The 15,584-nt window shown below is 42.9% G+C and carries 12 protein-coding genes and 1 pseudogene; 2 read left to right on the forward strand and 11 right to left on the reverse strand.

The features are described 5' to 3' along the window. Nucleotides 1-16: 16 nt before the first annotated feature. From AAGA51_RS19560 to AAGA51_RS19600, 9 genes and pseudogenes are all read right to left on the reverse strand, one after another. Entirely contained in the window at nucleotides 17-2,521 is a 2,505-nt protein-coding gene (locus AAGA51_RS19560) for a bifunctional diguanylate cyclase/phosphodiesterase (RefSeq protein WP_042485870.1), read from the reverse strand. 255 nt (nucleotides 2,522-2,776) lie between these two features. After that, a complete protein-coding gene (locus AAGA51_RS19565) occupies nucleotides 2,777-4,033 on the reverse strand; it encodes a BatD family protein (RefSeq protein ID WP_042485867.1) in 1,257 nt (418 codons plus the stop codon). Further along, entirely contained in the window at nucleotides 4,026-5,735 is a 1,710-nt protein-coding gene (locus tag AAGA51_RS19570) for a VWA domain-containing protein (protein ID WP_042485864.1), read from the reverse strand. Before AAGA51_RS19570 ends, AAGA51_RS19565 begins: the two co-directional genes overlap by 8 nt. Next, nucleotides 5,728-6,723, reverse strand: a complete 996-nt coding sequence (locus AAGA51_RS19575) for a VWA domain-containing protein (RefSeq protein ID WP_042485860.1) — start codon at nucleotides 6,721-6,723, stop codon at nucleotides 5,728-5,730. Before AAGA51_RS19575 ends, AAGA51_RS19570 begins: the two co-directional genes overlap by 8 nt. After that, nucleotides 6,716-7,243, reverse strand: a complete 528-nt coding sequence (locus AAGA51_RS19580; protein WP_042485858.1) for a DUF4381 domain-containing protein — start codon at nucleotides 7,241-7,243, stop codon at nucleotides 6,716-6,718. The genes AAGA51_RS19575 and AAGA51_RS19580 overlap by 8 nt, the downstream gene beginning before the upstream one ends. Beyond that, the gene (locus AAGA51_RS19585) at nucleotides 7,240-8,190 is read right to left on the reverse strand and encodes a DUF58 domain-containing protein (RefSeq protein ID WP_042485855.1); all 951 of its coding nucleotides are present in this window, start codon (nucleotides 8,188-8,190) and stop codon (nucleotides 7,240-7,242) included. The genes AAGA51_RS19580 and AAGA51_RS19585 overlap by 4 nt, the downstream gene beginning before the upstream one ends. A 5-nt stretch (nucleotides 8,191-8,195) precedes the next feature. Further along, nucleotides 8,196-9,179 carry an AAA family ATPase gene (locus AAGA51_RS19590; RefSeq protein WP_042485983.1) on the reverse strand — a complete coding sequence of 328 codons (984 nt, stop codon included), beginning with the start codon at nucleotides 9,177-9,179 and terminating at the stop codon, nucleotides 8,196-8,198. 66 nt (nucleotides 9,180-9,245) lie between these two features. Continuing rightward, nucleotides 9,246-10,543 (reverse strand): annotated as a pseudogene (locus AAGA51_RS19595) (anaerobic sulfatase maturase). Nucleotides 10,544-10,609: 66 nt separating this feature from the next. Next, nucleotides 10,610-12,079 carry an arylsulfatase gene (locus tag AAGA51_RS19600; RefSeq protein WP_255209382.1) on the reverse strand — a complete coding sequence of 490 codons (1,470 nt, stop codon included), beginning with the start codon at nucleotides 12,077-12,079 and terminating at the stop codon, nucleotides 10,610-10,612. Between AAGA51_RS19600 and AAGA51_RS19605 the strand changes: the two genes are divergently transcribed. Next, nucleotides 12,069-12,839 (forward strand): LysR family transcriptional regulator, encoded by a 771-nt coding sequence (locus AAGA51_RS19605; protein WP_052404595.1) that lies wholly within the window; start codon nucleotides 12,069-12,071, stop codon nucleotides 12,837-12,839. The two genes, AAGA51_RS19600 and AAGA51_RS19605, sit on opposite strands and share 11 nt — an antisense overlap. Before the next feature lie 3 nt (nucleotides 12,840-12,842). On the opposite strand, the gene AAGA51_RS19610 is transcribed toward AAGA51_RS19605, so the two are convergent. Then, nucleotides 12,843-13,805: a GGDEF domain-containing response regulator gene (locus tag AAGA51_RS19610; protein WP_042485849.1), complete on the reverse strand. Its 963-nt coding sequence runs from the start codon at nucleotides 13,803-13,805 to the stop codon at nucleotides 12,843-12,845. Nucleotides 13,806-13,945: 140 nt separating this feature from the next. On the opposite strand from AAGA51_RS19610, the gene AAGA51_RS19615 reads away from it, so the two are divergent. Next, entirely contained in the window at nucleotides 13,946-14,383 is a 438-nt protein-coding gene (locus AAGA51_RS19615) for a DUF3069 domain-containing protein (protein WP_042485846.1), read from the forward strand. 86 nt (nucleotides 14,384-14,469) lie between these two features. Here the strand turns inward: AAGA51_RS19615 and AAGA51_RS19620 are convergent, their stop codons facing one another. Then, the gene (locus tag AAGA51_RS19620) at nucleotides 14,470-15,513 is read right to left on the reverse strand and encodes an AbrB family transcriptional regulator (RefSeq protein WP_042485843.1); all 1,044 of its coding nucleotides are present in this window, start codon (nucleotides 15,511-15,513) and stop codon (nucleotides 14,470-14,472) included. Nucleotides 15,514-15,584 lie beyond the last annotated feature (71 nt).

The raw sequence follows: 15,584 nt of genomic DNA on the forward strand, positions 1-15,584 counted from the left end.
TTTTGTTTCTGTCAATTTAATAGTTCCAGCATTCATAAGGTGCAGGCTTACCAAAGAAATACCCCTGCCCAAATTGGCAATCTAAACGGTTTAATAGCTTAGCTTGAGTTTCTGTCTCTATACCTTCCGCAACCACATAGGTATCAATCGTCTTTGAGATATTCAAAATCATTGCCGTTAATGATGAATCAAAATTATCTTCAGTTAAGGTACTGATAAAAGCACGGTCAATTTTCAAACAGTCAAAATCCAGTTCTTGCAAATAGGATAAAGAGCTGTACCCGGTGCCAAAGTCGTCAATTGAAACATGAATTCCCATTGCGATAATTGCTTCTAGGTTACGATTAAAAATACCTTTGTTTTCCGTAAGCCCAGACTCCGTGATCTCCAAAGACAGATTATTTGGATTCACTTGAGTGCTATTCATGATGTCTTGCAAGCTTGTCAAAAACGAAGAGCGAGAAAGCTGTAATACTGAAATATTGACATGCATTTTGAAATCGTCAGTCCATTTACCTTCAGCAATCCCATTCGTTATATCTGAACAAGCCTGAAGTAGGATCAACTCTCCCAATTGGTCAATAAAACCACTTTCTTCAGCGATAGGAATAAACCTATCCGGCGGCACCATGCCAAGCTTAGGTGAAATCCAGCGCGCAAGAGCCTCTGCACCAACGACTTCGCCAGTTTTCAACTCTACAATAGGTTGGTAAAACGGAGTGAATTCATGATTCTCTATCCCATGCTTAATATCAGCACACATCTGAGTTTTGTGCTCGATTTTCTCCAGCATTTCACGACTAAAGTGGAAAATTCTGCCTTGGCCTTTCTGACCGTTAGACAATGCAACACTGGCATTTCTCAGGCACTGTTCTATGCCTGAATAATCTTGGATATCGGTAACAACTCCTACTGATATTCTGAAAGCAACTTCTACACCATCGATAATAAAGCGTTCTGTTAAGAATTGCTTAATGCTTTTGGCATAGGTCTTTGATTGCCTAAAATCCAGTTCTCTTGGAGACAGTAAAGCAAACTTACCGCCATCAATTCTGGCAATCAGACTGCCTTCTTCGGAAAATTTCGTTAAACGATTTGCCACTTCTTTTAATACTAAATCGCCTTTTTCATAACCGAGGGAGTCATTGATATTTTTGAATGTATTAATACTGAACACAAAGAGAGTGCCTTTATGCGCCTTACTTTTCTTGTAGTCATCAATAAGCCCAGCCTTACTGCTTAGCTTTGTAAGCGCGTCACTAAAAGCCTGATTCTTTAACTTATCTATTGTCCTCTCAATTTTTAGTGACATCCTGTTAAAACTGCTTACTAACTTTCGAATTTCCTTAATTTCGCCGTTAGTTTTGATTCTGCCAATTCTATGTCCTGAAGCCAGCATGTCTGCCGCTTCGATGGTTAGTTCAATCGGGTATATGATTTTATTAATGTGATAAGCGACGACCCATAAGCCAACAGCGCAGATACCTAAACCTATCAGCCAACTTAAGATCCGATTTTCAACCGACACATCTAACAGTGAGCTTTGTGAAATGGAAACACCGATATACCAACGAAAGTCTTCTGTTCCTTCTGCGGCATAAGGGGTAATGCTGTTGTAAAACTCTTCGTCACCAACATGTGTTTTGTATTTAACTACTTTGTCAAAAGTATGATTTTTAAAATCTGAAATATGTTGCAAACTTTTAATAATAATGGGGTCTAAAGTAATACCACCTCTTGAATAATTCACATTACTTATATTGTCTGAACCAGTATTTGAAATCAGCTCACCGTTATCATTGAAAATATAAACCGTCGCATCATATTCACTTTTCAATTTGAGCATGAAGTTTATTAACTGTTCGATATTAATATCTAATGAAACAACGCCATCTATATCACCTGATTTATTATTAATAGGGATAGACGCAGAAATCGTTGAATTCGTTTTATTGTAGACATCAATACTTGTATATAGCGTAGACCAGATTGGATTTTTAGCTTCTAGTACAGAGAGATACCAAGGCCTATTTCTTGGGTCATAGTTGTTCACTGTCATCAATGCATCGCTAGAAATAGAATCTCCAGAATAGAAAGTTAAACGACCTTTGGTTCGGCTATCTTTTAGTATCAATTGGTTATCGCCATTTTCACCTTTTCTAAATCCCACATAGTCTGCTGAACTTGAACCAAACCCAACCACTTCAACTTGTGGAAGAAGGTGATAAACATCTGTCACTGTGGAGTGGAGATAGTCTTGGACATTAGAAATGTCATGACCTTTATTATATTCATTGGAAGCGATTACATTGCCAATCACCATTCCAAAATGCATCGTTTCTTTAAGGAAGTTATCCAATTTCGTCTTTATGTTGTTTGTGATAGATAATATTTTCTTCTCACCCAACATTCGACTTTGTTGTTCAAACTTATATATCTGAATCGAGGTTATCCCGATAAACGTTATAAAAAACACGACAATAAACGGAATAAGTATTGCTGACTTTAAACTTCTTTTCATACAACTTTCTTAACGCATGAAAACATTGTTCATTTTTCACACAAATAAAATACGAGAGACTGATTAGAATTAAGAATTAAGAATTACATATTAATCTAGATTCTTATCCATGAATGTAAAAAAACCTAAATTTAGAAAAATGAAGAATTAACCTACATACCATCTCTCTAATATTTATTTCTTATTAATTTTATATATGAAAAATATATACTTCTATCATACCTATTACAGGACGTTAATCTCTTAGAAAATTGTCTATTTCTTAATGCAATCCAACTCCGGCAACGCTTTTGGTATCATTCTTCTGCGTTTCACTTTGCGTTTTATGTTCTGCCATAACTTCGACATAACAACACGATTAATGTCATCAGTTTGAACTTGCAAAGACTTTGGTTGTAAATGTTCTGGTATTGCATAGGAAATTTCTAAGCTGCCATAAGCCTTACGTACTTTTTTGTATAGCAAAGCGCGCGCAAGCGGCCACTGTCTTTTAAACACAGATAAGTAATACTTCACCCATGCAGGAGATGGATGCGTACGGTAATAACGGCGGGCAGTAAGCATGACCATTACCAGCGTAAATAGAACCAAAGCGGCACCAAGAATCATATAACGATAAGCTTTTAGCCATGAGGCTAACGTGTGCTTAACATGCACCTTGTACCCTTCTATCGTAATTTTCTCCAAGCTTTGCTTTTCCGAATTCCACCACCAAATTTCATAACTCGGCCAAGTAATGTCCCCACCCTGCTGCAAAACATAAGTGAGACTATCTTTACGTTTTGATAAGTAACCATCACGGCTTTGAGTATCCGTTAGTTCAGGTGGATTCGGGTACCCCTGCCATGCGTCATTGACTGAGTTAGTCATTAAATTCGGCAGTAACACTGATAGCGAATCTTGCGCCTGAACTTCAATCACACGAGTAATCGTGTCGCCAACTTTAGGTTCGTCTGAAGAAGTTTGCCAATCTTGTTTAACCTTTACATCGCTGGCAGCAAACCAACTTTTAGTCCCCCCCAGTTCAGCATTCGGAAGTTCCACTCTGAATTGCTGAGGCGTTGTCTCTAAAGTAACTTTTTGCTTGTCGCCGTTAGAACCAGCAACTTGTACCTCAAGAGAGACTGGCGGAACAATAAAGTCGCCACTTTTCTGCGGATAGAGAACTACTTCCCACAACTGACGAGACCATGTTTGTCCTTTCTCGCGCTGCGTAGAGTTCACAGCAAAAGGGTTGCGGCGTTTGACCAATACATCGGGTATTTCTAACGATGAAATTTTTGTACCTGCGGTATACCAAGTGTTAGTAGACACTTCGATATTGAGGATGATTTGTTGAGTAGGTGCAAACACTTGCAGTTCATCTGTCGGTTTGCTACCAAGCCAGGTTTTCACTGTCACTTGTGTAGACTGAGACTCGTCAGCGAATGTTACTCCGCTCAAAATCAGCAACAACACTAATATCATTGCGCGCATAAGTTCCGAAAAGCGTTGCTGAGTCCACTTAATCATTTCCCGTTTCCTCTGCTCTATTCACTTCAGAACCCGCTTGATTGTACTGAATCTGAAACTTAGACTGTAAGAAGCGGCTTGGATCGGCTTCTACACGCTTCAGCCATACTTCCGCAAGCTTTGGATCACCTAAGATATCGTCTGCACTGAGCTTTTGCTGAATCATATTTTCCTGCGTAGTATTCTCGTCAGCACCGTCAGCAGTTTGAGGTTGATCATCAGGCAGTTCAATGGAAACTTCCTGATCCATATCCATGCTGTTAGCCTGAGATTCACTCATGATGTTGATTTCATCAATAATTGCACTGATAGCTTTAAGATTGTGAGCGATATTCTGTTGCAAAACGCTATCGAGATCGGGTAACTCGTTCAATTGCCTTAACAGAGCACGAGCGGCTACATACTCGCGCTGTCTGGCTAGTGCACTGGCTGCGTAATAAAGCCCTTGCGGGGTGTTATCTTGCATAAAGGCAGAATTAGCCAGTTTGAATTCACCCGCGTAGTAGTAAGCAATGCCTTTATTCAGAGGCTTTTGATAGTGAGCGGCCGCTTGCTTGTAATCACCACGATTAAACAATCGCTGGGCTTGTTGATCAGGCGTTAGCCATAAATCCATCCACCACTGTTCGGTTTTGTCCCATAACGTCGCGTGCTCTGTGGCAATTGTCGATTCTGTTTTGCTCGATACCATACCCGCAGCGTTCGCAGCGGTTGGCATAAGCAAGGGCATACTCACTACCAACACCAAGCTCCACTTCACTAGCCAGCCTTTACGGAACCATAGCAACATCAGCAATATTAATGGATATAACAGGCGATAACCTTCATCTTGCCAAGGCATGGATGAATCACTGTTAATCAGCATAAAACGCTCAACTTGGCTGTTAAGCTGATTAACGTCGGCATTATCAATGCTCATTTCAATCAGCTTACCATTGGTCTTTGCTGCCAACGTGCGCAAAGATGCCAAATCCATTGGTGAATCTACGGTAATATCCGGATTACCGATTGCGAGAATGAGTAGCTGATAAGGCTGAGTTTCAAAATAGCGTTCAAATTCGTTGACCGAGTTGGCATCAACACCATCCGTCACTAATAGGATTGAGTTGCCTTTGTTAGCTTCAATCTGCTTAGACAACAAAGGTAACGCGGTTTGAGGAGCTTTCCCTGCAAGTGGCATGATGCCTGGGTTTAGCGCCGACAAATATGGATATATCACCTGATTATCTTTGGTAAGCGGCATCGCAACATGGGAACTGCCCGCATACACCATTAGTCCTGTCTTACCACCAGCACGCAACTCTGTTAAATCAGAGATCTTGTGTTTTGCTCGCTCAAGTCGACTCGGTGCGACATCTTTCTGCTGCATACTTTCGCTATTATCAAGCAGAATCATCAGCGATGCTGAATCTTCACCAAATGGAGAAGCTTGTCTTTGCCATGCAGGGCCAGCACAGATCAAAACAGACAGGACAAGCAACAGCATAAGCATTTTAAGCGGCAGTTGATTTGTCCAGCCGGAACGTTGCACGGTTAACGCATTACGCAGATGAGGAGGAAAAAAAGCAAAGCGATTTTCGTCAGAACTCACTTTCCAGCGTAGATAGAAAATCACTGCCAATGGTATCAATGCCAGTAACCACCAAGGGCGTAAAAAATGAAACTGCAAAAGATATTGCCATTCAAGCTGCCAATCACTCATTTGGCACCTCTCGAATACGTTTGATGGTGAGGGCGCCAAACACCAACAGATGCATGACGACTAAAGCAATAATCAAATAATGATGAAGACTGATTTTAGGACGATAGGTCGCCATGCTGTAAGTTTGCGGTTCCAGCTCATCAATCAGCTTGTAGGCATCACTTAATGCTTGTTGATCAATTGCGGTAAACGAGCGTGCTTTTGTCAGAGTGGATACCCGTTCTATCACGTCCATATCCAGCGGTTGTTCACCGACTGTTTCAGGGTCCCCCATTGCAATCATGTAAATTTTAATGCCTTTAGCAGCTGCGATTTTGGCTGCATCAATAGGTTCAACGAAGCTGCCTGTATCATTGCCGTCAGTCAGTACAATCATTACTTTTTGCTGTTCTGGATCGCGATTCTGCTCAAACACTTTAATACCAAGCCCCATTGCATCACCAAGGTTAGTGCTTTGTCCTGCCATGGCGACATCGGATTCGTTGAGTAAACTCAGCCACACGGATCGGTCTGCGGTAAATGGCGTTTGTACAAATGCGGAATCTCCAAACAAAATCAAACCAAAACGGTCACCTTCTCGGTTAGCCACAAATTCTTTCAATACCTGTTTTGCCGCTTGCAAACGCGTTAAGCTTTTTCCGTCTGTTGTAAAATCTTGTTCTGCCATCGAACCGGACAAGTCGACCACCACCATGACATCACGGCCAAACTCTTCTCTGGTTTGAACTTCTCCCAAAATACTTGGGTGTACCAAAGCAGTTACGATCAATAACCATGAAATAAACAGCGTGGCTTTTTGCCACCATTGGGAAGTAAGCAAACCTGCGGCTTCTCTCGGTGATTCGTTTAACGCTTCAAGGACCTGAGAAAAGAAAGGCACTTTAATTGCGCTTTCACGACTGTGATAAGCAGGTAGTAGCCAGTACACCAGCAAAGGAAGTGGCAATAATAAAAAATACCAAGGGTGTGCAATTTCAATACTACTCATGCTCACCTTCCGGTTTCACTTGATGCGTTTTGAGCCAAACAACTAAGTCACTGCGCAAACGGTCAAAACTCGGCTTCTCCAACTTGGAATTTTCGACACAAGCCAACCATTGAAGACATATATCATCATGTTGAAAACCCGTTTGTGTTCCAGCAGAACTGTGTTTTTCAGATGAGCTATCTGTAGATAAGTAATCCATTTGAGCCAGTAGTTTCACCCCATACAAAGCCGCGTTTCCTTTGTCCAGATACACAATTACAGCTTTCACTATCTTAACCATTTGATAGGGCCAATTGGCGTCATCAGGAGTGAGAGACAAAAGTGCATCTATCGCTTCTTGACGATAACGGTTGTGCCACCAGTGCTTTGCATAGCGATAGATGCGATAAGCAGTGTACAACGCAATCAAGGTAAAGACGATTTTCCAGCCTATCGTCTGAGGAAACCAACTGAATACTTCTGGCAACTCAACATCGCGAATATTTCTTAGCATGTAGCTGTCTGGCGGTTTAAGAATCATTTCATCACCTCCAGATATTTGGCGAGCTCAACAAAGTGATCACCATGAGTACCAATTTCTATACAAGGCAGTTTTTGAGCGGCCATCAGCTTTTTCAGTTGTGCACGTTTTTCTTCATGACGTTGTTGCAAGGTTTCGTAAGCCTTTTCGCTTTGTTTTCCTTGTTCCAAAGCAAACTGATATTCTCCATCTCCGATAACCCAAGGTGAACCCGAGTTATGAGTAGGCATAGACGATTCTAAAGGATCAGAGACAAAGACACTGATTACATCGTTGTGTTGATGCAAATATTGCAGTTGGCGAAGCGTCTGGTCATCGGCATCAGTAAAGTCGCTGATGATGATGAAAGTGGCTGATTTTAATTTTTTCGCCTGTAGTGCTTTGAGCCAGTGGCTCATACCGACAGTGGCAGAGTTTTGCACGTCGACATTAAGCTTATGGTTAGCTTCTACCAACTCATTCAGACCGAGTAGATACGATTTACCGCCTCGTTTTGCAGAACGCCAATGAAATCGTTGATGGTCACAAATTAGAAAACCCACACGGTCATTCTGTGCTAACGCCATCCAACCCATCAGTGCTGCAATTTCAGCTGCCACCACAGACTTCATATGACTTACCGAACCAAAGTACATAGCGCTGCGTTGATCAACACAGAGGATAATTTGACGATCTTTCTCTTCGGTATAACTACGGACGTGCGGTTTTCCCGTTCGTTGGGTCACTTTCCAGTCCATCTGACGAATATCGTCACCTTTTTGGTAGTGACGTAACTCTTCAAAATTCAGACCTCGACCGCGAGCATGGGAATGATAGCGCCCTGACATTTGTGCGCGAGAGTAACGAGCACCTAATAAATTAATGCTGGATACGTGGCTTTGCGTACGATTGAGCTGTTTGATGTCAACGTAAATCCGTGGGTCTAAGCGATCTTGCTTATCATCCATATCAATTACCCAATATTGACGACGTCCAGTAGTTCCATGACCAAATCTTGCTGACTGATACCATCGGCGAGTGCTTCATAAGACAAGCTCAATCTGTGTCCCATTACCATCGGTGCCACGGCTCGTACGTCGTCAACAATCACATGGTCACGACCTTCTAACCAAGCGAGTGCTCGTGAACACTTGTCTAAAGCAATCGAAGCACGCGGGCTTGCACCAATGGCAAGCCAGTTAGACAACTTCGACTCTGGATACTGCTCCGGCTCACGTGTCGCCATCACCAAATTGACGATATAGGTTTCCACCAGCTCGGACAGCTCAATTTTTGTAATTTCTTTTCGAGCCTGAGTAATACAAGCAGGATCAATAGAGACTCGTTCAATGCCTGAAGAAAACCACTCCCCCGTCTCTTCTTGACGTACTAATCGGATAATATCGCGTTCAGCACTATGGGTTGGGTAATCGACACACACTTTGAGCAGGAAACGGTCCATCTGAGCTTCAGGCAGAGGATAAGTACCTTCTTGCTCTATTGGGTTTTGCGTAGCCAGAACCATAAACAACTCGGGTAAGGAGTGGGTCTCACCTGCAACCGTAATGGTGCCTTCTGCCATTGCTTCAAGCAGTGCTGCCTGAACTTTAGCTGGAGCACGGTTAATTTCATCCGCCAGAACAATCTGGTTAAACACTGGCCCCGGTTGGAAATGCAGTGACGATTTACCTTCTGATTCCTGCAGCACCTCAGTGCCTGTTACGTCAGAAGGCAGCAAATCGGGTGTGAACTGGATTCGACCAAATGAAATAGACAGGGCATTCGCCAGCGCTTTAACGGAACGAGTTTTCGCGGTTCCCGGTAAACCTTCCAGCAGAACGTGCCCGCTACTCAATAGACCAAGCAGAATTCCTTTGACGACCGATTTCTGACCAACAACTTGTGAATCTAAATAGTTTAATAATGTCACCACATCAGAGTGGGCTTGATTAGTCATATCGTCAGTTGCTGCCATTGTTGTTTCCTACTAAGTCGTTTTGTCCAAGCCAATATGTTGTTCAATCTATTTGTTATTTTGCCCAAGTAAGACAGAAATGCCCGTTAAGATCGGTAACGAGTAGTCAAAGAATGCCTTAATGCCCGGGCAAAGATAGTTTAGTCCCTCTTCGCCGTCAGGCGTTTTTAGCAGACGGTTTTTCGGACATTCACCCCAACACAATTTCAGGTATGGACACTCTTTACAATATTTAGGCAAAGAGTCACGTTTTGCGGTGCCAAAGGCTTGTTGTCGAACAGAGAAAGCCATCTCATTCAACGGGCGTTCCTTAACATTGGCGAGTTTGTATTCTGGGTAAACATAGTGGTCACAGCTAAACACATCACCATTGTGTTCAATAGCCAGCCCCTTACCACAGAATTCTGCGTAATACATAACTGGGAAGGTTTACCCATCACTTGAGCAACAGCCGTTTCAAACAGGTTAACCAACACTCGACCAAGATCGTTGTTCACCCAGTCTTCAAACGTCGCAATCAGGAACTGCCCCCAGTCGTCAGCATCTACAGACCAGTCCGTTACCACCGACATAGAGTGTCCCGGTTTAGCAAGTTCACTGCCTACCGCTGGAATCATGCTCTCATTCCAGAATTGTGGCGCCGTGGTTTTGAAATCGCTTGGTTCAACAACGGGATTGTACTGAATGTAGGTAACTCCGAGTTCTTGAGTTAAAAAGCGATACACTTCAAGCGGATATTTGACGTTGTGATTGTTCACGGTAACCAACGCATTGAAACGTACACCATGCTGTTTCATTTTCTCAACGGCGTTCATCACCAAATGGAAGGTTGGTTTACCGCTGCGTGTGACGCGATATTTATTGTGGATATCTTCCGGACCATCGATTGAAAGACCGACAAGGAAGTTGTTCTGCGCAAGAAACTCACACCATTCATCATTCAGCAAAATGCCGTTGGTTTGCAGGTCGTTCTCAATACGAACACCTTTCGGTTGATATTTCTTTTGCAAAGATACGATTTGGCGGAAATAGTCCAGACCAAGTAAAGTCGGCTCCCCACCCTGCCAAGAAAAGACAACTTCTTCGCCATCTTGACTCTCAATATAGCTCTTCACAAAGGCTTCTAAGGTTTCATCATCCATTTTGGGTTGTTTTGGCTGATGAAGCAGATCTTCTTTATGCAAGTAAAAGCAATATTGGCAGTCAATGTTACATTTCGCGCCACCCGGTTTTGCCATCACGTGAAAACGACGTTGGTATTGAGGTTTGTCACTTAAATCTTTATACGCTGACTTTAACGCCACCACATCCAGCATTGTTGAAGCGCGCATTGAGGTTTTTGTCATTTATACGTCCTTATTTCAAAATAGGGCGCTCCGTAGAGCGCCACCATTAAATTACAACCAATTGGCTTATTTTGGAACGAAAGAACCCGCTTCCATACGTGGTGGGAACTCTTTAAACGTTTCCATCATCTCTGCCACTTTAGCCACAGCAGGAGCCATAAAGTATGAACGCTCGTACTGCCATTGGCCGTAACCAATACCTGTATCACCACGTTCAAATGGGTCGATACTTAAATCATACATCATTGGAACACGCAGTTTAGTCAGCGGTTTCTGCCAGATTGCCAGACCAGTTTCGTTCTCTTGGATATTGAAGTGGAACTTCATCTTGCCTTGACGCAAAGCAAATAAGTCACCGTCATCACTCCAGTAGAAGAACTCATTACGTGCTGACTCTTCAGATTTACCAGTCCAGTAAGACAGTTGGTTATAGCCATCTAGGTGAACCTTGTATGACTTGCCGTCCGCTTTCTTACCTTTTAGAAGCTCGTCTTTCACTTTGTCGTTACCAGCCGCAGCAACTAATGTAGGGAAGAAATCTTCTAGGGAAGTAATACCATTTAGAGTCTGACCTGCTTCAATGTGGCCAGGCCATTTAATCATCATTGGAACATGGAAGCCGCCTTCCCAACCCGTATTTTTCTCACTACGGAATGGGCTCATACCTGCTTCTGGCCATAGGTTGATCATAGGGCCGTTATCAGTGGTATACACGATGATAGTGTTGTCTTCGATGCCTAGATCTTTAACTTTCTGCAGAATTTGACCAATTTGGTCATCATGCTGTTTCACACCATCAGCATAGAAGCCATGGCCAGTAGCACCTTTGTACTCATCTGGAAGGTGAGTAAAGTTGTGCATACGAGTGGTGTTAAACCATGTAAAGAACGGTTTCTTCGCTTTTACCTGTTTCTCCATAAAGCCTTCAGCAGCTTCAAGGAACTCACCATCCACGTTTTCCATACGCTTACGGGTCAAAGCACCAGTATCTTCAATTTTACCGTCAGCGTATGAGTGAATCACACCACGAGGACCGAACTTCTTCTTAAACTCAGGATCTTGTGGGTAGTCCACATTTTCTGGTTCTTCTTCAGCGTTCAAGTGGTAAAGGTTACCAAAGAACTCATCAAAGCCGTGGTTAGTTGGCAAGTGTTCATCTCGGTCACCTAGGTGGTTTTTACCGAATTGACCGGTTGCATAACCCATGTCTCTCAAGATAGTAGCAATCGTTGGATCTTTCTCAGAAATACCTTCTTTTGCCCCAGGCAAACCTACTTTACTTAAGCCTGTACGTTTTGGCATTTGACCTGTAATGAAAGCACTACGGCCAGCAGTAGAACTTTGCTGAGCATAGAAGTTAGTGAACTTCGCACCATCTTTTGCAATGCTGTCGATGTTCGGAGTTGTGTAGCCCAACATACCTTGGTTGTAAGTACTTAAGTTCCAGTAACCAACATCGTCACCAAAGATAACTAAAATGTTTGGCTTTTCTGCCGCGTAGGCGGTTGCGGAAGCAGCTGAACAAATGAACCTCACCCAACCTGCTGTCAGTTCTGCAATAAAGCGATTAGAAAAAGAATACGGACAAACTTTGTTCGTTAAAAATGGACGGGGAATAGAATTAACGACAAAAGGTTATCAACTGATACCGTTTTTCCGTCAGGCTTTAGACATTATCGAAAATGCGATGCACATGCGAGAACACTTTAGTGTCTACTGTAATGAAGCGATACTTCACTGCCTTTGGCCAATGGATAACATTACTTTTACTGAATCTCCACAAGATAAAAATGTCTTGTTCGAACACATGCGTCAGCAAAAAGCCGATCTAATCATCGAGACGATTTTGATGAAAGACAGTTCATTCGTGATAGAAGAAGTACATCGGGAACCTCTCGTGGTGGTTTGCCGAAAAAATCATCCACGAATCAGAGGTTCTATAACCAAGCAGGAGTACTATCAGGAACTTCACGTGCTTAATTCCGCTATGTGGGAAAATCTGCGCGGATTTGAACAAATTACTCAAGAGCCCATTGAAGAAAGAAAAACCAATATCATTAGTGGGTCTATCGCAGGGCTTATCCTTCATGCTTCACAAAGCGACGCACTGGCATTTGTGAATCAGTCTTTTGCACAAAAGTGGGCGGACAAATTGGATCTGCAAGTTTTAGAGTGCCCAATAAAAACAGACCTAGCGCCTTATCACTTGGTCTATCACAAAAGAGAGCTGAAGAACCCAGCCCACAAAGCTTTGCGAGAAAATATCAAACAAAAACTAGCAAACTATAAGTCCTAGCTCTCAGTTGTAGTCAATTTGCTTGATCACATAACGATCTCGGCCTTGTATTTTTGCTTGATACAAGGCTTTATCTACCACTTCATAGATATTTGATAACGTTTCTCTTCCCGTTGGAGTAACGGAAGCTACCCCTTGGGAAACCGTGACAAAATTGGAAATAGTGCTAAAGGCGTGTGGGTAACACAGTTCATGAATTGCCATTTGAATTCGTTCCGCAGCAGTCTCACACTCTTCGTTATGAGAAAGCATGACCACAAACTCTTCACCACCATAACGACCAACATATTCACCGCTGCGACAAAACAGTCTATTGGCAACTTGCGCTATAGTGTACAAGCAACGATCGCCTTCTATATGACCATAGTTGTCGTTATACGGCTTAAATTGGTCGACATCAAACAGGATGACCGTAAAAGCCCCACCATGGCGACCATGCCAAGAGATCATCTCTTTGAGCTTCTCATCCATAAAACGACGGTTAAACACCTGAGTCAAACCATCTTCATTGGCTTGATGCTGCAACACTCTGTTGAGCTCTTCTAACTTCGCACTGGTGCGTTTCAGTTCCCTTCTCATATTGGCAATGCGCTGCATAGCAAGAAGTTTTGAGTTAAGAACCAGCTTATCAACGGGCTTAGTCAGGTAATCATCGCCACCAGCCTCTATCGCTTGCGCGATGATAGCGGGTTCATCATGCCCACTGAGAAAAATAATTGGAATCCAGTCATTAGGATAACTTGAGCGTATTGCCTGTGACAGTTGAAAACCATCCATGTCAGGCATTGATATATCTAACAGCACAAGCTCGGGATCAAACTGCGGGTAAAGCAATAAAGCTTCGCGTCCACTGGAAACAGCTTCGACATTATGACCAAGTTGTTTTAAGCGAATCGCAAGCTGCATTCTGTCTAGTTGCACATCATCAACTAACAAAATTCGCATCGAGGAACCGGAAGCTACCATGCTAATCTCGTTTTATTACAATCATATAGTTACGTATAGCATAACTTTCACTGCCTTTCACCGCTTAATAATGAAAAGCTTATGTTGACATTTCACCCAAAATTTCTAGCATTACAGTTTTTCTTACCGAGAATTTTTTCATGTCTGAGACAACTCAAAACGAAGTAACGACAGTGGACTTAGAAGCCATCTCTCCAGAGTTACGCCAAGTAATCGAATTCGACCAAGTACCAGAAGAGATGTACCAAATGGTGACATCTATCCACGAAGTTTCTGAAGAAGCGGTTCGTGAAGCTTGGGATGAACTTCCAGCGAGTGCGCAAAACATTTTGGATAATTTTGAGCAGTTTCATGCACTTATTTCTGTTAGCCAAGCGTTTGCAGGTATCAATGTGATGGAAGAGTTTCCAAGCATTCAACTACCAAAAGATATGACAGAAGAAGACAAAGAACAGTACCGCGCTCAGTTGCTTGACAAAGTTCTTTACGATTGTGTGAAAGATATGGCGAAACAGCTTAAGAAAGCTCGTCGTGACCCAATCCTGAAGCGTGATTTTAAAGACGTATTCGCTAAATAATTTAGCGTCATACAGGCAAAAGCCCGCTAGCAATAGCGGGCTTTTTTACAACTGAGCTTTTAAGTCCCACAATAATGTTCAAAACACTACTGCTGTTCTCTCAACTGCTCCAATCGGTTTTTCAACACAACAGGCAAGGTGTAAAGCAGTAACAGTCGAATCGCATGATTTACCATGACGAACGCAGGTTCCAATCCAAGCAGCAGAGCAACGGCCGTCATTGCTTCCACACTTCCCGGCACCCAGGCCAACAGCACAACGACCCAGCTTAAGCCTAATAAATGAGATGCAACATAAGACGTCACTGCTGCAACAAGCAGACCAATGGCAGTGACAAATACACCCGCCTTTGAATAGGACATCGCCTCACGCAAAGTGGTTTCAGCTAAACGAGCGCCAATCAATGAGCCGAGCAGACCAGTGGCAAAAATGACAATGAACGACGGCACAGATAAATCTATCGTCGTGATATAGCTGTTACAAAAAGCAGCAATCACTAGCGATGCAATCATATACGGTGCTGGTATACCGAATCGTAGCGAGAGCTTACCGCAAATCATACTCACGGCAATGACGCCCATAAGTAACGCCCACTGTTGCCAACCAATCATCGTATGCTCAATCGCTACGTCAGCTGTAGTGTTTGAAATAAAGCCCGCTAAAACAATCAGTATGATCAAACGAACCGAGTGAGAATACACCACTCTTGGCGACGGTTTATTTCCCGATTCACTAATGACCAAGATGGCAGCCATGGCACCGGGGACAGCGCCAAGTAAGGATTCAAACGGATTCCATTTTTCTTTGTGGTGAAGCCACCAATAGCTACAGCTTGTTTGCAATATTAGGCAAATCACTAAACCAAGAATCACCGCAGGATTCAAGGTATGGGAAAGTTCGCCTAATGAGATCGTTGCGCCAACACTGATACCTAATATCACTTGGATAAACATCAGAAGCGAATTGGGAATGACGATTTGCACATTAAAGCGCTTTCTTAAAACAATAATTGCCGCTGCTGAGATAAAAAGCTCAGCGAGAGGTATAGAAGACACCAGCCCAATCGACGCCGACATCAATGCAATGATGACCATGATAGGCAGACTATACCTAGAAGAACCTTCAAACATAGCTTTGTATTTACATCCTCTTTTAGCAAGCCACTCCAAGATGCACATTGTACTGGCGGCTTCTTAGATGG

Source organism: Vibrio diazotrophicus, from assembly GCF_038452265.1.
GTDB lineage: Bacteria > Pseudomonadota > Gammaproteobacteria > Enterobacterales > Vibrionaceae > Vibrio > Vibrio diazotrophicus.